Origin of the sequence: Variibacter gotjawalensis (assembly GCF_002355335.1) — a bacterium.
GTDB lineage: Bacteria > Pseudomonadota > Alphaproteobacteria > Rhizobiales > Xanthobacteraceae > Variibacter > Variibacter gotjawalensis.
The window spans coordinates 3,981,503-4,003,305 of record NZ_AP014946.1 but is presented as its reverse complement, the minus strand read 5'-3'; the positions used below and the strand labels follow the sequence as shown (position 1 = coordinate 4,003,305).

Annotated in this window: 18 protein-coding genes; 10 read left to right on the top strand and 8 right to left on the bottom strand. The window is 61.8% G+C overall.

Annotated elements, in window-relative coordinates; genetic code table 11:
• The first annotated feature begins 6 nt into the window (after positions 1 to 6).
• The 6 genes from GJW30_RS19615 to GJW30_RS19590 all read left to right on the top strand — a co-directional run bounded on the left by GJW30_RS19615 (position 7) and on the right by GJW30_RS19590 (position 6,969).
• Positions 7 to 765: an ABC transporter ATP-binding protein gene (locus GJW30_RS19615; RefSeq protein ID WP_096358083.1), complete on the top strand. Its 759-nt coding sequence runs from the start codon at positions 7 to 9 to the stop codon at positions 763 to 765.
• A gap of 2 nt (positions 766 to 767) precedes the next feature.
• Positions 768 to 1,544, top strand: a complete 777-nt coding sequence (locus GJW30_RS19610) for an ABC transporter ATP-binding protein (RefSeq protein WP_165391588.1) — start codon at positions 768 to 770, stop codon at positions 1,542 to 1,544.
• Between the two features lie 38 nt (positions 1,545 to 1,582).
• Entirely contained in the window at positions 1,583 to 3,421 is a 1,839-nt protein-coding gene (locus tag GJW30_RS19605; RefSeq protein ID WP_096358081.1) for an AMP-dependent synthetase/ligase, read from the top strand.
• Positions 3,422 to 3,497: 76 nt separating this feature from the next.
• Entirely contained in the window at positions 3,498 to 4,694 is a 1,197-nt protein-coding gene (locus tag GJW30_RS19600; RefSeq protein ID WP_096358080.1) for an ABC transporter substrate-binding protein, read from the top strand.
• A gap of 416 nt (positions 4,695 to 5,110) precedes the next feature.
• On the top strand, positions 5,111 to 5,755 hold the full coding sequence (locus tag GJW30_RS19595; protein WP_096358079.1) for a glutathione S-transferase family protein: 645 nt from the start codon (positions 5,111 to 5,113) through the stop codon (positions 5,753 to 5,755).
• Positions 5,755 to 6,969: a BaiN/RdsA family NAD(P)/FAD-dependent oxidoreductase gene (locus GJW30_RS19590; protein ID WP_096358942.1), complete on the top strand. Its 1,215-nt coding sequence runs from the start codon at positions 5,755 to 5,757 to the stop codon at positions 6,967 to 6,969. The genes GJW30_RS19595 and GJW30_RS19590 overlap by 1 nt, the downstream gene beginning before the upstream one ends.
• Positions 6,970 to 7,099: 130 nt before the next feature.
• Here GJW30_RS19590 and GJW30_RS19585 read toward each other — a convergent pair whose 3' ends face one another.
• The gene (locus GJW30_RS19585) at positions 7,100 to 8,761 is read right to left on the bottom strand and encodes an AMP-binding protein (protein ID WP_096358078.1); all 1,662 of its coding nucleotides are present in this window, start codon (positions 8,759 to 8,761) and stop codon (positions 7,100 to 7,102) included.
• On the opposite strand from GJW30_RS19585, the gene GJW30_RS19580 reads away from it, so the two are divergent.
• Both GJW30_RS19580 and GJW30_RS19575 read left to right on the top strand, forming a co-directional pair.
• A complete protein-coding gene (locus GJW30_RS19580; RefSeq protein ID WP_096358077.1) occupies positions 8,760 to 8,975 on the top strand; it encodes a hypothetical protein in 216 nt (71 codons plus the stop codon). The two genes, GJW30_RS19585 and GJW30_RS19580, sit on opposite strands and share 2 nt — an antisense overlap.
• Positions 8,972 to 9,847, top strand: a complete 876-nt coding sequence (locus tag GJW30_RS19575) for an alpha/beta fold hydrolase (protein WP_197703743.1) — start codon at positions 8,972 to 8,974, stop codon at positions 9,845 to 9,847. The genes GJW30_RS19580 and GJW30_RS19575 overlap by 4 nt, the downstream gene beginning before the upstream one ends.
• Before the next feature lie 193 nt (positions 9,848 to 10,040).
• On the opposite strand, the gene GJW30_RS19570 is transcribed toward GJW30_RS19575, so the two are convergent.
• A complete protein-coding gene (locus GJW30_RS19570) occupies positions 10,041 to 10,469 on the bottom strand; it encodes a phasin family protein (RefSeq protein WP_157746793.1) in 429 nt (142 codons plus the stop codon).
• 356 nt (positions 10,470 to 10,825) lie between these two features.
• On the opposite strand from GJW30_RS19570, the gene GJW30_RS19565 reads away from it, so the two are divergent.
• On the top strand, positions 10,826 to 11,602 hold the full coding sequence (locus GJW30_RS19565; RefSeq protein ID WP_096358075.1) for an esterase/lipase family protein: 777 nt from the start codon (positions 10,826 to 10,828) through the stop codon (positions 11,600 to 11,602).
• Positions 11,603 to 11,735: 133 nt separating this feature from the next.
• Complete coding sequence (locus GJW30_RS19560) at positions 11,736 to 13,319, top strand: WS/DGAT/MGAT family O-acyltransferase (RefSeq protein WP_096358074.1); 1,584 nt, start codon at positions 11,736 to 11,738, stop codon at positions 13,317 to 13,319.
• Between the two features lie 638 nt (positions 13,320 to 13,957).
• Here the strand turns inward: GJW30_RS19560 and GJW30_RS19555 are convergent.
• From GJW30_RS19555 to GJW30_RS19530, 6 genes are all read right to left on the bottom strand, one after another.
• On the bottom strand, positions 13,958 to 14,557 hold the full coding sequence (locus GJW30_RS19555) for a GNAT family N-acetyltransferase (RefSeq protein ID WP_096358073.1): 600 nt from the start codon (positions 14,555 to 14,557) through the stop codon (positions 13,958 to 13,960).
• Positions 14,554 to 15,639, bottom strand: a complete 1,086-nt coding sequence (locus GJW30_RS19550; protein ID WP_096358072.1) for a PHA/PHB synthase family protein — start codon at positions 15,637 to 15,639, stop codon at positions 14,554 to 14,556. Before GJW30_RS19550 ends, GJW30_RS19555 begins: the two co-directional genes overlap by 4 nt.
• A complete protein-coding gene (locus tag GJW30_RS19545; protein WP_096358071.1) occupies positions 15,636 to 16,055 on the bottom strand; it encodes a poly(R)-hydroxyalkanoic acid synthase subunit PhaE in 420 nt (139 codons plus the stop codon). Before GJW30_RS19545 ends, GJW30_RS19550 begins: the two co-directional genes overlap by 4 nt.
• A gap of 226 nt (positions 16,056 to 16,281) precedes the next feature.
• On the bottom strand, positions 16,282 to 17,571 hold the full coding sequence (locus GJW30_RS19540) for a DUF445 domain-containing protein (RefSeq protein WP_096358940.1): 1,290 nt from the start codon (positions 17,569 to 17,571) through the stop codon (positions 16,282 to 16,284).
• 25 nt (positions 17,572 to 17,596) lie between these two features.
• Positions 17,597 to 18,142: a GNAT family N-acetyltransferase gene (locus GJW30_RS19535; protein WP_157746792.1), complete on the bottom strand. Its 546-nt coding sequence runs from the start codon at positions 18,140 to 18,142 to the stop codon at positions 17,597 to 17,599.
• 274 nt (positions 18,143 to 18,416) lie between these two features.
• Positions 18,417 to 21,644 (bottom strand): bifunctional cytochrome P450/NADPH--P450 reductase, encoded by a 3,228-nt coding sequence (locus GJW30_RS19530; protein WP_096358069.1) that lies wholly within the window; start codon positions 21,642 to 21,644, stop codon positions 18,417 to 18,419.
• Positions 21,645 to 21,803: the final 159 nt, after the last annotated feature.

Sequence of the window (21,803 nt, the reverse complement as noted above, 5' to 3'; positions counted from 1 at the left end):
CAACCGATGAGCTTCTTCAAGGTCGAAGGCGTGTCACTTCACTTCGGCGGCGTCCGTGCCGTCGACAACGTCAGCTTCAACGTCGACAAGGGCGAGATCTTCACGATCATCGGCCCGAACGGCGCCGGCAAGACGTCGATCTTCAATCTGATCTCGCGCATCTATCGGCCGACCGGCGGACGGCTGATGTTTGAGGATCAGGACATCACCAACGTCGCCCCGCACAAGATCGCCAAGATGGGTATCGCGCGGACGTTCCAGAACATCGAGCTGTTCGAGAATGCGTCGCTGCTCAGCAACCTCCTGATCGGGCGGCATTGCCACTCGACGACGCAAGCGTGGCAGGAAGCGCTGTTTCTGCCGAGCGTAAAGGCGGCGGAACGAGCGCACCGCGAGAAATGCGAGGAGGTGATCGAGTTTCTCGATCTAGCGGTCTATCGCGATACCTACATCGCGAGCTTGCCCTACGGCATCCGCAAGGTGACCGAGATCGCGCGCGCGCTGTGTTCGGAGCCGAAGATCATCCTGCTGGACGAGCCGTCGTCCGGCCTCAACGTCGAAGAGACCGATGACATGGCGTTCTGGATTCGCGACATCCGCTCGCAGCTCGGCATCACGGTGATCATGGTCGAGCACGACATGGCGCTGGTCAGCCGCGTCTCGGACCGCGTGCTCGCGCTGAACTACGGCAAGGTGCTCGCGATGGGCACGCCCGCCGAGGTGCAGCAGCATCCGGATGTCGTCGCGGCGTACATCGGGGCATGACGATGAGCGAAGCGCCGATTCTCAAAGTCTCGAATATCGAGAGTTACTACGGGCCGATCCGCGCCATTCGTGGCGTGAGCCTCGAACTTGAGCGCGGTTCGATCGTCACGGTGCTCGGCGCGAACGGCGCCGGCAAGACGACGATCTTGAAGACGATCTCGGGTGTGCTCGATCCGCAAAAAGGCAGCGTCGAATACGACGGCAAGCAGATCCAGAAGATGGACGTCGATCGCATCGTGCGGATGGGGCTCTCGCATGTGCCGGAAGGCCGCGAGGTGTTTCCGTTCCTCACCGTGCGCGAGAACCTGATGATGGGCGCGTATCTGCGTCGCGATGCGGACGGCATCGCGAAGGATATGGAGCGCGTCTACGGCTATTTCCCGCGGCTCAAAGATCGTCTCGATCAGCCGGCCGGTCTCATGTCGGGCGGCGAACAGCAGATGCTGGCGATCAGCCGCGCGCTGATGAACCGACCGAAAGTGCTGCTGCTCGACGAGCCGTCGCTCGGCCTATCGCCTCTGCTTGTGAAAGACATCTTCACGATCATTCGGCGCATCAACGACGAGCAGGGCGTCTCGATCCTGTTGGTCGAGCAGAATGCACGTATGGCGCTGGAGACCGCGCATTACGGCTACGTACTCGAAGTCGGCCGCATCGTGATGGCGGATACGTGCGAGCGCCTGCGCGCCAGCAAAGATATTCAGGAATTCTACCTCGGCGCAAAGGAAGAGAGTGCGCGCGGCGAACGGCGCTGGAAAAAGAAGAAGACCTGGCGGTGAAGGTTTTGCGATGAAGAATTGGCGATGAGGATTTGGCGATGAGCGAGATCAGCAAAGCGAAGGTCGCGGAGACGATCGCGAAGACGTTTCTGCTCGCCGTGAAAGATCGTGGCGACAAGCCGGCGATCCGCGAAAAGGATCGCGGCATCTGGCGAACGACGACCTGGAATCAATGGGCGGACATTTCCCGCGACATCGCCTTCGCGCTCCGCGAGGATGGATTTGCGCCAGGCGATGTCGCCTCGATCCTCGCCAATACGGTGCCCGAATGGGTCTACGCCGATATGGGCGTGCTGTGCGCTGGCGGCGTCTCGTCCGGCGTTTACCCGACGGACTCGATGAAGCAGCTCGAATATCTTCTCAACGATAGCCGCACGAGCGTTCTGTTCGTCGAGGATGAGGAGCAGCTCGACAAGGCGCTGTCATGCCGCGAGCGATGCCCGACGCTGAAGCGCATCGTGATCTTCGACATGGAAGGCCTTGCCGAGTTCAGCGACCCAATGTGCGTGTCGCTCGACACATTCATCAGCCAGGGCGCTGCTTACGGCCAAGCGCACGCGAGCGAATGGGACGCGATGATCAATTCGCGTGGGCCTGACGATCTCGCGATGCTGGTCTACACGTCCGGCACGACCGGCCCCGCGAAGGGCGCGATGCATTCGAACGGCAGCGTGATCCACCAGCTCGCGCATGTCGACGTGCTCTATCACAGCTATGTGGGCGACAGCCGTCTGCTGTTCCTGCCGCTGTGTCACGTGGCGGAGCGGCTCGGCGGTTATTACTCGTCGCTCTCGCTCGACGTCGTGATGCATTTTGCCGAGAGCCCCGAGACCGTGTTCGAGAATCTGCGCGAGGTGCAGCCGAACGCGTTCCTCGCGGTCCCGCGCGTGTGGGAGAAGCTGTACTCCGCCGTCGTCATCGCGCTGAAAGATGCGACCAAGCTGGAGCAACTCGCCTATAAGCTCGCAATCGGCGCGGGCTCGCGCGTCGCCGATGCGCGGCTGCAGGGCAAGTCCGCGTCGCTGCCGCTGCGTCTCGCCAACCAGCTCGGTTACTGGCTGGTGCTGCGCAACATGCGCAAGATGATGGGCCTCGATAGTGCGCGCATCCTGCTCACGGGCGCCGCGCCGATCTCGCCGGATCTCGTGCGCTGGTATCTCTCGCTCGGCCTCAACATGTACGAGGTCTACGGGCAGACGGAGAATTGCGGCGTCGCGACGCTGATGCCCGCGGAGCATGTGAAGCTTGGCACTGTCGGCAAGACGGTTCCGTGGGGCGAAGTGAAGATCAGCCCGCAGGGTGAGATTCTCATTCGCGGCAAATTCAACTTCATGGGTTATCTCAATCAGCCGGAGAAAACCGCCGAGACGCTCGATGCGGACGGCTGGCTGCACACCGGCGATGTCGGCCTGATCGACAACGATGGCTTCGTGAAGATCACGGACCGCATGAAGGACATCATCATCACGGCCGGCGGCAAGAACATCACGCCGTCCGAGATCGAGAACCAGTTGAAATTCTCGCCGTATATTTCGGACGCCGTCGTGATCGGCGAGAAGCGCCCGTATCTCACCTGCCTCGTCATGATCGACCAGGAAAACGTCGAGAAATACGCGCAGGACAAGAGCGTGCCGTTCACCAATTATGCCAGCCTCTGCCGCACCAAGGAGGTGCAAGATCTGATCTTCGCCGAGATCGAGAAGGTCAATGCGGGCTTCGCGCGGGTCGAGACGATCAAGCGTTTCTATTTGATCGAGCAACAGCTTACGCCGGAAGACGAAGAGCTGACGCCGACCATGAAACTCAAGCGTTCGTTCGTGAACACGAGATATGCGGCTGAAATCGAGGCGATGTATCGAGACAAGGTCGCGGCGTAGCGCCGCGCTGCGCAGGATTTGAATTCCGGGTTATATTCGGAACAACGCCGGTTAACGGCGAACTAGGGAGAGAGAGATGAACACGACAAAAGCAGCGCTCCTCGGGGCGGTGTTTGCGGTGGCGGCAGGTCCCGCTTTCGCGCAGGCCACCAAAGTTACCAACCAAGGCATCTCGGCGAACGAGATCGTCATCGGCACGCATCAAGATCTGTCGGGTCCGATCAAGACCTGGGGCGTCGCGGTGCTCAACGGCATGAAGCAGGCCGTCGAGGAAGTGAATGCGGCAGGCGGCATCAACGGCCGTAAGATCAAGATGATCACCGAGGACTCGGCTTACGATCCGCGCAAGGCTGTGCTCGGCACGCAGAAGATGGTCGAGAAGGATAAGATCTTCGCGATGCTCGGGCCGATGGGATCGCCGACGGTGCTCGCCGCGCAGGACATCCTGTTCGAAGCCGGCGTGCCGCAGCTCTTCCCGCTGACGGCGGCCGAGTTCACCTACCAGTTCGATCCGAAGAAGCCGCAGGAGCGGCTGAAGTTCAACAACCTGCTGCCGTATGTCGAAAGCACGCGCGCAGCCGTGAAGCACATGATCGAGTGGAAGAAGCCGCAAGGCGCTTGCATCATGTATCAGGACGACGAGTACGGTAAGAACATCTTCGATGGCTTCACGCAGCAGCTCGCCGCAATGAAGATCACGCCGAAGTCGGTGACGACATACAAACGCGGCGCAACCGATTTCTCGGCGCAAGTCGCGAAGATGAAGTCGGACGGTTGCGATCTCGTCGTGCTCGGCACCGTGGTGCGTGAGACGATCGGCGCGCAAGCCGAAGGCAAGAAGACCGGCTTCAACCCGATCTGGCTCGGCGCAACGCCGACCAACGTCAACGAAGTGCCGGCGCTCGGCAAGGAAGTGGTCGAGGGCATGTATGCGGCGGGCGCGTTCGAGATCCCGTATCGCGACACCGCGAAGGGCAAGGTGAAGGAGTGGGCCGAGGCTTACTTCAAAACTTACGGCACCGAGCCGAATCCGCAGGCCGTCATCGGCTACAACGTCATCATGACGTTCGCGCACTATGTGAAGCTCGCCGGCAAGGACCTCACGGGACAGAAATTCCTCGATGCGCTCGAGTCGGGTGACGTGTTCCAGGACATTTTTGCCTCGCCGCCGACGAAGTTCTCGAAGACCAACCACCTCGCGTCGACGGTGACGCAGGTGCAGGAAATCAAGAACGGCCGCTGGGTTTTGGTGAAAGACGGCTTGGGCTTCTGATGGGTTGCTCGTAGCCCGCATGAAGCGGCGGCGAAGCCGCTAGCGTAATGCGGGGATGTTGACGAAACCGCCTCGCGAGGAATCGCGGGGCGGTTTTGTTTTGATGACTATCAACGTTCTCCGTCATGGCCCGGCTTGTCCGGGCCATCCACGTCTTGCTTAAGAGTAGAAAGAAAGACGTGGATGGCCCGCATAAAGCGGGCCATGACGGAGAGCGGATTGTCGCCATAGCGCGAAGCAGCTGCGCGCGGCGTCGAGAGAGCGATTTCGTCATTGCGAGGAGCGGCCTAGCGCGAAGCGCGGCCGCGACGCGGCAATCCAGAAGCCGCATAGAAAAAGCTGGATTGCTTCGTCGCTTGCGCTCCTCGCAATGACGGGGATAGGTTCGCGGCTCTCGAATGGAACTGCGGACAAGAATGACCATCACCCTTTATCACTGCGGCAGCGCGCGTTCGTTCCGGCCCCTGTGGGCGCTCGAAGAGATGCAGCTGCCGTACGAGCTTAAGCTGCTGCCGTTTCCGCCGCGCGTTCACGCGAAAGAATATTTCGAGATCAATCCGCTCGGCACGATCCCGACGCTGCTCGACAACGGCATCCGCATGACGGAGTCATCCGCGATCTGCCAATACGTAGTGACGAAATACGGCCCGACGCCGCTCGCGGTGAGTGTCGATGAGAAAGACTACGGCCCGTTTCTCAACTGGCTGCATCACGGCGAAGCGACGCTGACGTTTCCGCAAACGCTTGTGCTGCGTTATTCGAAACTCGAGCCGCCGGAGCGGCGTAACGCTCAAGTGGTCGAGGACTATACGCGCTGGTTTTACGGCCGGCTGAAGCTGCTGAACGAGAAGCTCGGCTCGGGCGCTGAGTTTGTCTGCGCCGATCGCTTCACGGCGGCCGATATTTCCGTAGCGTATGCACTGATGCTGGCCGAGCGCCTCGGCATCTCGGGCGAATTTCCGCCGGCCGTCGCGGACTATTGGGCGCGCATGAAGACGCGCGACGGCTTCAAGCGCGCGATTGCGGCGCAAGGCGGCGAGCGCGACGTCGGCGCGCGTTGATGACGCAAAGTGCCGCGATCGTCGGGGCAGGGCCGGCGGGTCTGATGGCTGCCGACGTGCTCTCGTCGCGTGGCGTGAAGGTCACGATTTACGAACGCATGCCGTCGGCCGGCCGCAAGTTTCTGATGGCGGGGCGCGGCGGCCTTAACCTCACCCATGGCGAAGCGTTCGATCGTTTCCTCGCGCGTTATCGAGAAGCCGCGCCACATCTTGTCGCCGCGCTCGAAGCCTTCTCTCCGCAAGCCCTGCGCGATTTTGCCGACGCGCTCGGCGAGCCGACATTTGTTGGTTCGAGCGGACGTGTGTTTCCGAAGAGCTTTAAGGCCTCGCCGTTGCTGCGTGCATGGCTGCGCCGTCTCGACGCGCAAGGTGTCACGATCGCGTATCGCCATCACTGGCGCGGCTGGAATGGTGACGCGCTGGTCTTCGACACACCGGATGGCAAGCGAGAGATCGCGGCTGACCTCGTTGTGTTGGCATGTGGCGGCGCGAGTTGGCCACGGCTCGGCTCCGACGGTGATTGGCGCGAGCCGCTGTCGCGCGAGGGCGTCGCTGTCGAGCCGCTGGTCGCTACGAATTGCGGCGTGAGGATTACGTGGTCCGAGACGATGCGCGCCTTTGCGGGCACGCCGCTCAAGCGCATCGCTTTGACCTGTGGGGCCGAGACTGTGCGCGGTGAAGCCATCGTCACGGCGAGTGGCCTTGAAGGCGGTGCTGTTTACGCGCTGTCGGCACCGATACGTAAAGCAATCGCGGCGGAGGGGAGGGCGTCGCTTTTGCTCGCGTTGCGGCCCGACATGGATGCGGCTCAGATCGCCGCGAAACTCGCGAAGCCGCGTGGGAAGCAATCGATTTCGTCGCATTTGCGCAAGACGTTGAACCTATCGCCCGTGGCCGTCTCGTTGCTGCATGAGGCTGCGCTGGCACGCGGTGAAAAGCTCGCGGCGTTATCGGCGGAGAAGATCGCGGAGCTCGTCAACGCGCTGCCGCTGCCTGTGACCGGCATGGCCTCGCTCGACCGTGCGATCTCGACAGCGGGTGGCGTCAAGTTTTCGGAGATCGACGCAAGCTACATGCTGAGCGCGCGGTCCGGCACATTTGTCGCCGGTGAGATGCTGGATTGGGAAGCGCCGACCGGCGGCTATCTTTTGCAGGCGTGTTTCGCGACAGGCCATGCGGCAGGCCGGGGTGCCGCCGCATGGCTTGATCGTTGACGCTTGCGACGTAGCCCGGATGGAGCGCCGGCGCGTAAGCGCCGCGCGCAATCCGGGGTGCTGTCAGCTCCGTCCCGGATTTTGCTCGACTTCGTCTCGCTTCATCCGGGCTACGGTCTTTTCTGCGAAGCTACTCTGCCGCCTGCGCCGCCGTCTTCAGCACCTCGTCGCGCAATTCGCGGCGGAGGATTTTGCCGACATTGCTCTTCGGCAGATCGTCGCGGAATTCGATCGTGCGCGGCCGCTTGTAGCCGGTGAGCTGCTCTTTGCAGAACTCGATGAGATCGGCTTCCGTCAGGCTCGGATCGTGCTTCACGACGAACACCTTCACGGCTTCGCCCGTGTTCTTGTCCGGCACGCCGATCGCGGCGCATTCGAGCACGCCCGGATGGCTGACGACGACGCCCTCGATCTCGTTCGGGTACACGTTGAAGCCCGAGACGAGGATCATATCCTTCTTGCGATCGACGATGCGTGTGTAGCCGCGCTCGTCCATGATGCCGATATCGCCAGATTTGAAGAAGCCGTCGGGCGTCATAACGTTGGCGGTTTCGTCCGGACGCTGCCAGTAGCCGGCCATCACCTGCGGGCCGCGGATCGCGATCTCGCCGCGCTCGCCCGCCGGCACATCGTTGCCGTTGTCGTCGATGATGCGGATCTCGACGCCCGGCATCGGGAGCCCGATCGTGCCGGTGTAAGCGTCGGTGTCGGTCGGGTTCGACGCGATGCCGGCCGACGTTTCGGTGAGGCCGTAACCCTCCGAGATCGGGCAGCCGGTGACCTCCAGCCACTTTTTCGCGACAGCTTCCTGCACGGCCATGCCGCCGCCGGTCGAAACGGCAAGTTCAGAGAAGTCGAGCTTGGCAAATTCCGGATCGTGCGCGAGCGAGTTGAACAGCGTGTTCACGGCCGGGAACGAGTTGATCTTGAAGCCCTGCAGCGTCTTGATCATTCCGGGAAGATCGCGCGGGTTCGGAATCAGGATGCTCAATGCGCCGAGACGGTTCGACAGCAGATTGCACACGATGAATGCGAACACGTGGTAGAGCGGGATCGCCGTCACCATGTTAAATTGACCGGTGAGCGTCTTGCGCTTGAGGCCCGGCTGCGTCCACGCTTCCGACGAGAGCAGGTTGGCGACCAACGTCTTGTGCAGCAGGACCGCGCCTTTCGAAACGCCCGTCGTGCCGCCGGTATATTGCAGCACCGCGATATCGTCGGGCCCGATGTCGGGCTTCTGCAGCTCGAGCTCGCGGCCGGCGGCCAGCGCGAGGTTGAAGCGCGTGGCATTCGGCAGGCCGAAATCGTTGGTCCCATCCGGAGCGCCAAGCATGTCGCCTGCGCCAGACAGGATCACGCTCTTGATCGGCGTTCGCTGAATCACCTCGACCAAAGTCGGCGCGAAGGAATCCAGAATGAAGATCGTCTCGGCGCCTGAATCCTTGAGCTGATGCTCGAGTTCGCGCGGGGTGTACATCGGGTTGACGTTGACGATGATCAGACCGGCGCGAAGGATCGCGGCTGCCGCGATTGGAAACTGCAGAAGATTGGGCAGCATGATCGCAACGCGGTCGCCTTTCTTCAGCCCTTGGCTCTGCAGCCATGCGGCGAGCGAGGACGACAGCTCGTCGACCTGCCCGTAAGTCAGAAAGCGGCCCATACAGACATAGGCGTTGTCGTTTTTGAATTTTTCGTAGCTCGCTTCGAGCAGAGCAGTGACCGAGCGATACTCGTCTACATTGACGTCGGCGGGAACGCCCGCCGGATAATTTTGAAGCCAGAACTTATTCATGAAATTCACCCTCCCCAGGGGACAATTAATGCGCGCGAAGATAGGCAAAGTTCGCGAGGTTGTTCAATCAACCATTGCGCGCGGGAAAGTTGAAAACGTGGTGCAGTGCAATGCGCTGCCGCGGTTCGACATCAGCGCGCAGTTGCTTCACGCAAGCGCGCCGGTAAGATCGTCGTTCGCGCTGGCCGATAAGGCGCCGGGGAGGTTTTTTTGATCAAGCACGATTACATCGATGCCAACGGCATTCGTTTTCACTACGCGCATGCGGGTGAAGGCAAGCTGATGCTGTTCCTGCACGGCTTTCCGGAATTTTGGTACTGCTGGAAAGATCTGTTGCCTGAGTTCGGTAAGGATCATCACGCGGTCGCGCCGGACATGCGCGGCTACAACCTCACCGACAAGCCGCAGGATATCGACAGCTACGACATCAAGATCTTGGTCGAGGACATGCGCGCTTTCGCCAAGGCGCTTGGCCACGACAAGTTCATCCTCGTTGCGCACGATTGGGGTGGGGGTGTTGCCTGGTCGATGGCGATCAAGCATCCGGAGCTGATCGAGAAGCTCGTCATCATCAATTCACCGCATCCCGGCTGCTTCCTGCGCGAGCTTGCGAACAATCCGAAGCAGCAGAAGAAAAGCCAATACATGGTGCAATTTCTCGATCCCAACACCGAGAAGTTTCTGGCGGCCAATAACTACAAGGCGCTGCAGGACATCGTCATCCGCGACGGCGTCGAGAAGGGAGAGTTCACCGAGGAAGATCGCGCCGAATACATCAAGGCGTGGTCGCAGCCGGGCGCGCTGACCGGCAACCTCAACTACTACCGGCATTCGAAAGCCGGGCCGCCGCATTCGGGCCAGCCGGCGCGGACCTGGGGTGGCGGCGCGAATTCGCTCGAAGTGAAGGTGCCGACGCTGGTGATCTGGGGCGAGAACGACATCGCGCTCGTGAAGGAGAATCTCGACGGGCTCGAAGAGTTCGTGCCGGACGTCACGATCAAGCGCATTGCGGGCGGCAGCCACTGGTTGATCCACGAAGTGCCGGATCAGATCGCCAAGGATATCCGCGCGTTCATTGCGCGTTGAGTGATTGGCCGCTTGTAGCCCGGATGAGCGAGGCGCCGCTTTGCGCGCCCAGCGACATCCGGGATCGTGTTCGCCGCCAACCCCGGATGGCGCCGCTCGCTTCGCGAGCCGCTCATCCGGGCTACAGGTGCAAACCGCACAAAAGAAAAGGGCGCCTTGTGGCGCCCTAGTCAGTCCAAGCTAATGGCCGAAATTACGCAGCCGACTTAGCCTCGGGGAAAATCTTCTTCAGGCCTTCGCGGACCGGAGCGGTCGCGTCTTCGGCGTTCTGCTTGACGTAAGCGCCGAGTTCCTGAGCCTGCGAGACGCGAGCCTCGTAGCGGCCCTTCAGGTAGGCCATCTGGATCTGGTAGGCCTCGGTCAGGCTCTTCGCGTTGATCAGGTCGCGCGTGACGGCGTAGGCAGCGTCAGCGTCTTCCTTGGCAACGTCGAGCAGCTTGAGGCTGGCTTCGGTCGCGGCCTTGCGGGACTTTTCGTTGGCTTCCTGGGCAGCCTTCACGAACTGCTCGTAGCCGTCCTTGGCGCGCTGAACGCCCGACTCGGCGTATTCCTTGAACTTGTCCGAAGCAGCCTGGAGCTGTTGCGGGATCGTGTTGACGTCAACTTTCTCGGCCTTGGCCATGATCATCTCCTGGTGTTGTGCGTTTAAAACCCTAGCGGCAAGCAAACGTTGTTGCCCGCCTTCACCAACCGAATATAGAGAGCTTTTTGTGCGTTGCAACAAAAATATTGCGATGCAATAAATTTTCTTGTTTTCTCAGCAAATGCAGGGCAATGTGAGTGTCGTCGCAGGCCTAACGTGGTCCAATGTTACCGGGAAGCCACTCTGCGGTGCGAACGTTTTGCTGCGGGCAATTGCGGTCCCGTTTGGTGTTACCATATCGATTAAGTCGACCTTTTTCCCGAGTCGACGCTTGGTTGAGGAAATTTCTGCCCGGCTCGGCGTTGACCAGCCGCGATTTCAAGAAAGGAATACTAATGTCGGCTGCTGCAGCGGGTACGATTGAGGCTCCCTCGAAGCTGTTGTTGCTCCTCGAGGGGCGGGCGCTGCCCGAACTCGGAGCGTTCTACTGCTCCCTTCCACTCCTCTCGATGACCGCACGCGGTGACGGACACCCGGTACTCGTTCTGCCGGGCTTGATGGCCGGCGACGCGACGACGCGGCCGCTGCGCTCGTTCCTCAACAGCCGCGGCTACAAGGCGCATGGCTGGAATCAGGGCCGCAATCTCGGTCTGCGCCCGGGCGTCGAAGAAGCGATGATCGAGCGCATTCGTGAACTCCGCGAGCGCTACGGCCGCAAGGTCAGCCTCGTCGGCTGGAGCCTCGGCGGCCTCTACGCGCGCCAACTCGCGAAGCTGTTGCCGGACGATGTCCGCCTGGTGATCACGCTCGGCAGCCCGTTCGCGGGCCCGCCGAAGTCGACCAACGCGTGGCGCGTTTACGAGATGGCCAGCGGCCAGCGCGCCGAGAAGGCCGAGTTTCGCCATCACGCCGGCCCGATGCATGAGCCGCCGCCGGTGCCGACCACTGCGATCTATTCGAAGACGGACGGGGTGTGTGCCTGGCAGTCGTGCATGGAGAAGGACGGCCCCCAAACCGAGAGCATCGAGGTGCACGGTAGCCACATGGGCCTCGGTCATCTTCCGGCCGCCGTTTACGCGATCGCCGACCGTTTGGCGCAACCCGAGGGTGAATGGACAAAGTTCAGCGCGGGCTGGATGTCCTGCCTTTATCCAAATCCGAAGTACTCGTAATAATCTATATTGCCTTTAAGCACCGCTTGCGCCTGAATGCGCGGGCGGTGCTTTGCTTTGACCGCCAACAGTTTCATTCGCCAGAAGGCTGAATACAGCCGGGCTTGTTCGAAAAAATTTCGGGGAGGCCGAGATGGATCATCTCAGCAGTCTAGACGCGTCTTTTCTCCATATGGAGACACCCGAGACGCCGATGCATGTCGGCAGTCTCTGCATGGTCGAGTTGCCGCAAGATTACGAAGGCGACTTCTACGACGCGGTGAGGAAGCAAGTCATCAACCGCATGCATCTGGCGCGCGTGTTCACACGCAAGCTTGCGCCGATGCCGTTCGAACTCGGCGATCCCGTGTGGATCGAGGATGACGATATCGATCTCGACTATCACATTCGCCGCGTCACGGTTCCGCCGCCCGGGACAATGGCGCAGGTCGAGTCGCTGGCAGCGCGACTGCACTCGAGCTTGCTCGATCGCAGCCGCCCGCTGTGGGAAATCTACGTGATCGAGGGCACCGAAGACGGCCGCTTCGGCTACTACTCGAAGCTGCATCACGCCGGCATCGATGGGAAATCCGGAACGGAGCTTGCGAAAGTCTTCTTCGATACGACGCCGGAATCGAAGGTGTACAACGTCCCGACGCGGCGGCCGCGCGGCCAATATCAGCTCGGGATGGCAGAGCTGCTGGAAGCGAGCGTCAACAACGCGGTCCAGCAATATACCAAGCTCGCGAAGCTTGCTCCGGAAGCCGCGAAGATCTTCTCCGGATTCGTACAGAATGCGCCGAAGCTGCTTGGCGGCGACGGCAAGGATTTGCTGGCGTCGCTGAAGCCCGCGCCGAAGACGATCTTCAACGTAGCGATCACCAACCAGCGTTCGTTCGCAACGGTCTCGCTTCCCCTCGACGGTATGAAGAAGGCCGTGAAGCGTCACGGCGCGACGCTGAACGACGGCGTGATGGCGATCTGCAGCTCGGCGTTGCGTAGTTTCTTGGAAGAACGCGCGAGCCTGCCGGCTGAATCTCTCAGCGCTCTCGTGCCGGTCAGCTTGCGCGCTGACGGCGATAGTGCGCAGAACAATCAGGTCGCGGCGATCCGGGTCAGTTTGGAAACGGACGAAAAAGATCCGCGCAAGCGCTGGGACAAGATCCGCAAGAGCACCGAAACGTCGAAGACCTTCATGAACCAGGTGAAGGGCATCATCGCGACCGACTTCCCGATGATGGGTTCGCCGTGGCTGATGTCGTCGATGGCATCGATGTATGGTCGCTCGAATCTGGTCGATCGTCTGCCGCCGATCGGGAACGTGCTGATCTCGAACGTGCCGGGACCGCCGATCCCGCTGTATGTCGCCGGCGCGCGCATGACGCATTACTTCCCGGCGTCGATCCCGTATCACGGGCAGGCGCTCAACATCACGCTCGAGAGCTACGCCGGCTCGCTCGACTTCGGCTTCACGGCATGCCGCCGCGCGCTGCCGCAGGACGATCTCAAAGCCCTCGGCAAGCATCTCGTGAAGGCTTTCGAAGAGCTTGTCGCGTTGGAGCCGGCAGGCGCTGCTGCTGCGCCGAACGGCAAAGCGGAGAAAGCCGAGGCGAACGAGAAGGCGATTGAGGCGGCTGCGCCGCGTGCCGAAACACCGGTGCCGGCCGAAGCTCCGGCGGCGGATGCAAAGCCCGAGAAGCCGCGGAAGAAAGATGCGGAGCGGCGGCTCGCGAATTAGCGGGCCAGCAACCTCGCAGATATCGTTCCGTCATGGCCCGCTTCATGCGGGCCATTTCTTTTACTTGTAGCCCGGATGAAGCGAGGCGCCGCGCTTTTGGCGCGGCCGCCGAAGCGATATCCGGGACCGTTTTCGAGATCAGCTCGGCGATTGCCGATCCCCGGATGTCGCAATCGCGCTGCGCGTTGCTCATCTGGGCTACGAGCTGAGCCTGTTGTCGCGCGGCCGGAGTTCCCCCGTCATGGCCCGCTTCATGCGGGCCATCCACGTCTTACTTTCTTCTTGTAGCCTGGATGAAGCGAGGCGGCGCGCTTTTCGCGCGCGCGCCGAGCGCAATCCAGGGATCAGAACGCGCCTCTATTGCCGCCCCCGGATGTCGCAATCGCGCTAAGCGCATTGCTCATCCGGGCTACGGGTTGCATCGAGGCGTTGCCCAATACCCCGGCTGTCATCCCGGCCAAGCGACCAGCCCGAAGGGCTATTCGCGCGAGCCGGGACCCATGTATCCCGGTGGATCGGTGTCGCGAGAACGGCTGAGACAACACAAGCGCAGGGATACGTGGATCCCGGATAGCCTTGCTTGCTGCGCAAGCTGCGGCTTCCGTGATGACGGCTGAGAGTGAGGCGCGCCGTCTAGCTCAATGCGCGCCACTGAAAGCCTGATCGAAGCCGTAAGCTTCCATCTGCGCCTGGAACTGCGCGACGTCGTGGCTGAGCACGACGATGTCGTGCATGTTGCCGTCGTGATCCTGGACGTGATCGCGCAGCAAAGCTTCGCCGCGGAAGCCGAGACCTTCGAACACCGCGATCGCGCCGCGCTGATCGATCGTCATCTGGGCTGTGAGCTTCTTCTTGCCTTGCCCCAACGCGACGGCAAAAATCTCCTGCGTCAGCGTGCGGCCGACGCCCATGCCGCGCACCTTCGGCGACGACACGACGCGGACTTCGCCGACATGCGGTGACCACGAGAGCGGATCGGACGACAGCGTCGCGCAGCCGATCACTTCATCGCCGTCGACGGCAAGCAGAGTCGTCAGCGCGCCGCGCTCGACTTCCGACGCCCAGGCAGCAAGGACCTTCGGCTGCGTGATGTCGCGCGGCAGAAACAACAGATCGTGCGTCGGCAATGTGCGCGCGAATTTCAGCACGGCGGCTTCGTCGTCGCCCGTCATGTAACGCAGCGTCGCGGTGCGGCCCGCATATTCGAGCGGCCGCGGGTAACTTCTTTCGGTGGTCATACGGAACGTTCTCCAAGCCAGTTGTCGACCTTGGGCCACAAGCGCTTCATCGCGTTGCCGCCGGCCACGAGGCTGACGTGACCACCCTTGAGGACGACTTCTTCCTTTTCCTCCGAGCCGACATGCGCGACGAGCGGCTTGGCGGCTTCGTAAGGGACGATGTGATCGTGTTCGGCAAGCACGTGCAGCAGCGGCACCTTGATGTTGCCGAGGTCGACGCGGCGGCCGCCGATCACGAGTTCATTCTTGTAGAAGGAGTTCTCCCACATGAGCTCCTTCACGGTCTGTTTGAAATACTCGCCGGCGAGCGGCAGCGTTTCGTTCGACCAGCGATCGAGCATGCGGTACGACTTCACATACTGATCGCTCCACATATTCTCCCACAGCGAGATCTGCGCGGTGACGCGCGATGCGGGGCGCAGCATGTCGAACGAGGCGTAGATGAATTCCGGCGGCACGTTGCCGAGACGCTCGACGAGTTTGTCGACGTCGAAGTGACGCTTGTCGGACCAGTTGTTGAACAGCTTCATGTGCCGGAAATCGACAGGCGTCGTGAAGCACACGAGATTTTGCAGCGGGCCGTCGGCGTGCAGTGCCGCGTACCACGTCGATAGGACGCCGCCCATGCAGTAGCCGATCATGTTGAGATCGGGCTGACCGGATTCCTTCAGCACGCGCTGAACCGCATCCGGGATGAAGTCGAGCACGTAGTCTTCGAAGCGAAGATGCTTCTCGTCCGCGGTCGGCGGATTCCAGTCGAGCACGTAAACGTCGTAGCCCTGCTTGAGCAAAAACTCGATGAAGCTCTGACCCGGCGCGAGATCGAGGATGTAGCCGCGGTTGCTGGTCGCCATCACGATCAGCAACGGCTTGCGGTACACTTCCTTCGCCATCGGACGATAGTGATAAAGCGTCATCGTCCCGCGCGTGACCATGACGTCTTTCGGCGTCAGTCCGACAGCAGGCGCGGGCGAGGTGAAGTATTCGAGGCCTTTGATGTTGCGCTGGATGGCGCGATCGACTTCGGCCTGGATGCGAGAGGCGATCGAGTCGTCGGGCTTCTGCTTTTGCGCCGTGCTCATGCACTACCCTCGGCCGAAGGCGGCTTCTTGGTGCGCGGCGGCTTCGATGTCGGCGGCGCCGTGCTGATCGCTTCGGCGGCGGCCGCGTTGGTCACGCTGACGAGCCGCGCTTCGATGCGCGCGAGGGAGGCTTCCATCGATTTCATGCGTTCGCCGATGTTCACCATCTCGGCGCGCGACGGCAGATTGAGCGCCGCGAGGTAGCGGCCGATCATCTCGCCGAGCTGGTTCTGCATGCCCATCGGCACGTTGGTGAATTTGTGCATCGCCTGCGCGAACACTTCCGTGCCCATCGTGTCGTTGGCGAGCTTGTTGAAGCCCTTCTCCCATTGCGCCATCACGTCGCGGAAGGCGGCCTGCGGGTCGAGCTTCGGCGCTTCCTTCTGTTCGGGCTTCGCGTCGTTTTGGTCGGCCATCGGGTGTCTCCCTTCATCCGTGGCTGCCGCTAATGACGGGAGCATAGACGAAATTGTTTCTGTGCAACAAACCTTAGCATAGTGATGCAACGGGTTACTTCAAGCGAGCCGGGGTTGCTGATCATTGGTGCCAAGGTTGCTGATCGGGCCGTTTCTCTCCGTCATGGCCCGCTTCATGCGGGCCATGACGGAGAGAGTGTCCATGCGGTGGCCATGACGACCGCACTCAATTCAACCGCAGGAAATACTCCGCCGTGTAGAGCACCAGCCCGGCGAGGCCGCCGACCAATGCGCCGTTGAAGCGGATGTATTGCAGGTCGCGGCCGATGTTGATCTCGACCAGGCGAATGAGCTGGTCGATATCCCACGACTTCACTTGATCGGCGATGAAGCGCGATACGCCGCTCTTCTGGCTGGCGATGAAGGTTTCCAGGATCATCACCATGCCGTCGTTGATCTCGGCGCGGATCTTCGGCGAGTTGGCGAGCTGGTGGCCGACATCGACCAGAAGCTTCTCGAGATGCTTCGACAGCGCCGACTGCGCGTCCGCCGCATTGTCGAGCAGGAATGTCTTGAGGCTTTCCCAGACGGCGTCGGCAAGCTTCGCGATCTCGGGGCGGGCGAGCAGCTCCTGCTTCAGCGTATCGATCTTGGCGGCGTATTCGGGCGAGGTGCGCAGCTTCTCGACGAAGTTCGTGATGAAGCGATCGAACTCGCTCCGCATCGGGTGTTCGGGGTCGCCTTGCACCTCTTGTAGGAACGAGAACGACGACGAGATGACCTTGCGCAGCAGATACGCGTCGGCCCGATAGAGCCGGAGCAGGGTCGGCAACTCGTCGCGGATCTTGTCGCGGATGAGATCGATGGTCTTCTGGTCGGAGAGGATCTTGCCGATGCCGACCAGCACTTCGTCGAGGATCGACTGATGCCGGCGGTCGTCGGTCAGTGCGCCGAGGAGGTTGGCGGCGATCGGCGCGACGTCGACATTCTTGAGTTCGTTGAGCCCGCGCTCGACGAAGAATTGGCGCAGGCCCGTCCCCTCGATGCCCTGAATGATCTGCGGCATCAGGCCGAGCACGAAGCGCGAGAGGTTCGCGCTGCGCCCCCGGTCGGCGAGCCAGTCGGAGATCAGGATCGCGAAATCGACCTCGCGCAGCTTCTGCTTCACGGGCTCGGGCGCGAGGAAGTTGGTCTCGACGAAGGTGCCGAGGCTCTCGGCGATCCGGTGGTGGTTGTGCGGGATGATGGCGGTGTGCGGGATCGGCAGGCCGAGCGGCCGGCGGAAGAGGGCGACGACCGCGTACCAGTCGGCGAGGCCGCCGATGGTGGCGGCCTCCGCGAAGGCGGCGACGAAGGCGAAGCCGACGCCGGGATAGCGGCGGTCGAGGATTTTCGCCGCGATCAGCAGCAGGACGCTGACGACCAGCAGACCGGTCGCGATCAGCTTCATCCGGCGGAGGCCGGAGAGTTTTTCGGCGTCGTCGGGGGAGAGGGCGGCAAGGGACATGGCGCGCATCATACCCGACGACGCCGCTTAGGCGTTACGCGGCGTTCTCGATGATATTCGCCTCGATATCGTCCAGGAGCTCATTGGCGATCGACGAATGGGTCGCCTGCGGCAGCTTGAGACTGCCCATGGTGCCGCAGTTGCCGAACGTGATCTGCGCCTTGAACTTGCGGGCGAGGGCCTGCATGGCCTCGTTTGACGGGTGCGAGTTGAGACGAAGGTGACGGATGCCCTCGTTACGCGCCGAGGTGATCAGGCGGCGGAACAGGCGCTGGCCGATGCCACGGCGGCGCAGCTCCGGCTCGACCGAAAAGGCGATCTCGGCCGTATTCGGCTGGTCCTGGTCCTCGGGGTGCAGCTCGGCCGCGCCCAGCACTTTACCGTCCTCGATATAGGCGAAGACCGTCGCGCCATTGGCGAAGCAGCGGCCCGGGTAACGGGAAATGAAGGCGTCGTTGACCCCGCCGAGGAAACGCTGGTTTCGGCTTTCGGCATCGAGGCGCAGCAGGTGGTCCTGAAACAGATGGGCTTCCCGCGCGCGCAATTTGCGGATGACACCCTGGGTTTTGTCGCGAGCCATAATGGGCCCTCCATTGCCGAGGGAAAACCGATGGCCAGAGGGACATCGTTGCTCGACATAAGTAGATTTGTGCATTGCAGCATGCAAAGTCAATCGCTTGCATGCCGCAAACGTAAACTTGAAGTAATATCCTTTAGTCGCAGCCCGCCAAAGTTGCGCCGAATCAACCAGTTGCGATTGCAATCTGAGATTGTGATTCATCGCCCTCACGCCAGGCATGCGTGAGGGTCTTAGCTCTCGGTATCGGCGTAGTTGCCGTTAACGTCAACTAAGCTCAGCTGCCGACCCAAACATCGAGGACGTAGCGGTTCTTCGACGTCATCTTATCGACCCAGGCGAGGGAATTGTCCTCGCTGGAGCCGGTCTCCTCGCCGTACATCGCGGCCAAAACCTTCTTCACATCCGGCTCCATCCGGCTGCCGTCTCCGCAGACATAGACGATCGCGCCATCCCGGAAGAGCTTCTTGATCTTGGTGCCCTCGGCTTTGATTAGGTCCTGAACGTAGGTCTTCTTCCCGTTGTGCCGGGAGAAGGCGATGTGCAGTTCGGTGTCGCTGTCCTTGGCAAGCTGCTTGAGCTCGTCGCCATAGATGAAGTCCTGGTCCGGGTGCCGGCACCCGAAGAACAGCATCGCGGTGCCGAGCTTCTTGCCCTTCTTCTTGGCCGCTGCCCGTTCCTGCATGAAGGCGCGGAAGGGCGCGAGGCCGGTGCCGGGGCCGATCATGACGATCGGGGTCGAAAGGTCGTCCGGTAGGCGGAAGCCGACCTTGGTCTCCTTGACGATGCCCTGGACCACGCTGCCCGGACCCTGACGGAGCAGGTGGTTGGAGCAGACGCCCCGGTAGACGCCGTTACCGGATCGGGCCGGACCCTCGACAACGCCGACCGTGATGCTCGCCTTCTTGGGGTCGAGCTTGGGCGACGACGAGATCGAGTAGTAGCGCGGCACGATCAACGGCAGCATTTCGAGGAAGAGGTTGAAGGGGAGTTCGCAGGCCGGGAACTCCTCCAGCAGGTCGAGCACCGATTTCCGCTTCTGGAAGACCTCGGTCTTGTACTTTTCGCCGTCCTCGGCCGCGAGCGCCTGAAGCTGCGGCTTGGTGTGCGGGCAGCGTGTGTTGTCCGCCAGAGTCTGGATCTGCTTGCGGGTCGCGATGCCCTGCAGCTCCACATAGTCGGCGAGCAGGTTGTAGACCGGTAGGGTCTGTCCGGTCGGCAGGGACGCTCGGCGGCCTTCCGCGACGTCGAGGCGGATGTGGGTGTCCGGCGCGATGCCGAAGCGGTCCATCACGCGCTCGACCAGCGCGCGGCTGTTCGACGGGATCACCATCAAGTGGTCGCCGGCGCGGTAGTTCACGCCGTCCGGGAGTTCGATCTCGATATGCCGGGTCGAGCGGTCGGAAGCGTTGTCGCCGTCGCGCTTTTGGAGTTCGCGGTTCGCCGTGATGCGCATTTTCTGAGCGCCGGTCGAGGCGACGATCGTGTTCGGCGCCGGGGCCGGGACGTAGTCGAGTTCATAAAGCGGAGCGGCTTTGGCCGCCTTGGAGAGATCGGCGTCGATCTTCAGCTCCTTGGCGAGCTTCGGCCATAGCTTCTTGTACCAATCCTGGAACTGGCCATCGAGGTCTTCACGCGCGTCGCCTTCGCCGCGCGGATAGACCTCGGTCGCGCCGAGCGCCTTCAGGCGTTCGTCGAGGTGACGCGGCACGGACTGATAGGTCGCGAGCCAATCGCGATTGCCGCAGCCGAACAGCGTGTAGTTGACGCCCTTGAGGGCATCGGCGTTCATCTCATTTTCGAGCCACTTGGCGAACGACACCGCGTTGTCGGGGGGCGTCCCGTTATACGAACCGCAGACGATGACGGTCGCGCCGTTGCGCGGCAGCGCGTTCTCGTAATCGTCGAGCGAGGCGAGTTTCGTCTCGAAGCCATTGGCCTCGCCGCCTTCCGCGATCGAGCGGGCGAATTCCTCGGCGGTGCCGAGGTTGGAGCCGAAAAGCACCAACAACGGCGTGCCGTGGCTGGCGACCTTCGGCGCCGGCTTGGCGGCGGCTTTCGGCTTCGCCGTGGTCGCGGCGACCTGATAGCCGGGCGTGACCTTCGGGCGATCGGTGCGCGCGCGCACCTTGATCTTGAAGCCTTCGGGTTTGACCGTCAGCGTCTCTTTGATGCTGAGCTTGTAGCGGTGCGGGTCGTGCAGCTTGAAGCGCTGCAGGATCATGCCCATCACGAGCGTCGCTTCCTGCATCGCGAATTGGCGGCCGATACAGGCGCGCTGCCCGTTGCCGAACGGCTTGTAGGCATTCGGCGGGCGATTGGCTTCAGCCTCGCGGCTGAAATTCTCCGGATCGAACACGTCGGCGCGCGGCCCCCAGACCGACTTGTCACGGTGCGCCTGCGCGATCAGCGCCATCACGTGGTAGCTCTTCTTGATCTTGTATTCGCCGCCGACAGTCGTGTTTTCGAGCGCGCGCAGCGCGAAGGCCGGTGCGGTCGGCCAGAGCCGCAGCGCTTCTTTCAGGATTTGGCCGATGTAAGTGAGCTGATTGACCTGCGCGTAGGTCGGCTTCACCGAAATGTCGCCACCGAGCACGCGGTCGACTTCCGCATAGGCTTTCGCCAACACGTCCGGATTATTAAGCAGCGCATAGGTCGCGAAGGACAGCATGCCGCTGGTCGTCTCGTGGCCCGCGATGAGGAAGATGATCGTCTCGTCGCGGATCTGTTCGTCGGAGAGGCGTTGGCCGGTCTTCTTGTCGACGCCCTGCAACATGAAGTTCAGCAGGTCTTTCTTGTCGCCCTGCGTGTCGAGATTTTCGCGGCGCTCGCGGATGATGTCGCCGACCATCTTGTGCATGTACTTGATGTCGGCGTTCACCTGCTTGAGCTGCTTCGACTTGAACACCTCTTCGAACGGCAGGCCGCGATGCTGCATCGTTGCTTCGAGCGTGCGCACCATCGCATCGATGAAGGGGTGGTTGCCGTCGCGGTAGAAGGAGTTGAAGCGATAATCGAAACCGCACAGCCCGATGGTGTCGAGTGTCAGACGCGTCATGTCGTCGGTGACGTCGATCTCGTCGTCCGGGTTCAGGCGCTCCCACTTCGCCATCATCTGCTCGGCGATATCGAGCATCATCGGGTGATAGCCCTGCATCGCGCGCTGCGCGAAGGTCGGCATCAGGATGTTATGCGCGAGCGACCACTTTTCTTCTTCGGTGTCGGCCGTGAAGAGACCGTGCGCGGCAGGGCGCAGGCGGCGCAGCACGCCGCGCGTCGATTTGTCGAAACGCGTCTCGTCGCAGACTTCGTCGAGCAGGTCCGCACCGGAGATGACGACGATGGGCTTGCCCATCATGTCCATCCAGAAGATCGGGCCCTGTTCGGATGCGATTCGCATCAGATCTTGGATCGGCTGCTCGGCATCGACCGAGAGCAGGTTGCCGATCAGCATTTTGCCCGGCAGCTTCGGAATCGGATGCAGCGGATTGGTCTTCGACGACATGCGTTTCCCCCGGAAAACACGCGGCAACTTTTGCGGGATGAAACGCTAGGGGCAGCAAAAACGCAACGATAGTTTGGACGCGGTCCAACAAGGCCGGTCCGGAAGCGCGCGGGGTGTTGTTCGATTTCCACGTCAACTTGCCACGTCAACCTGTCATGG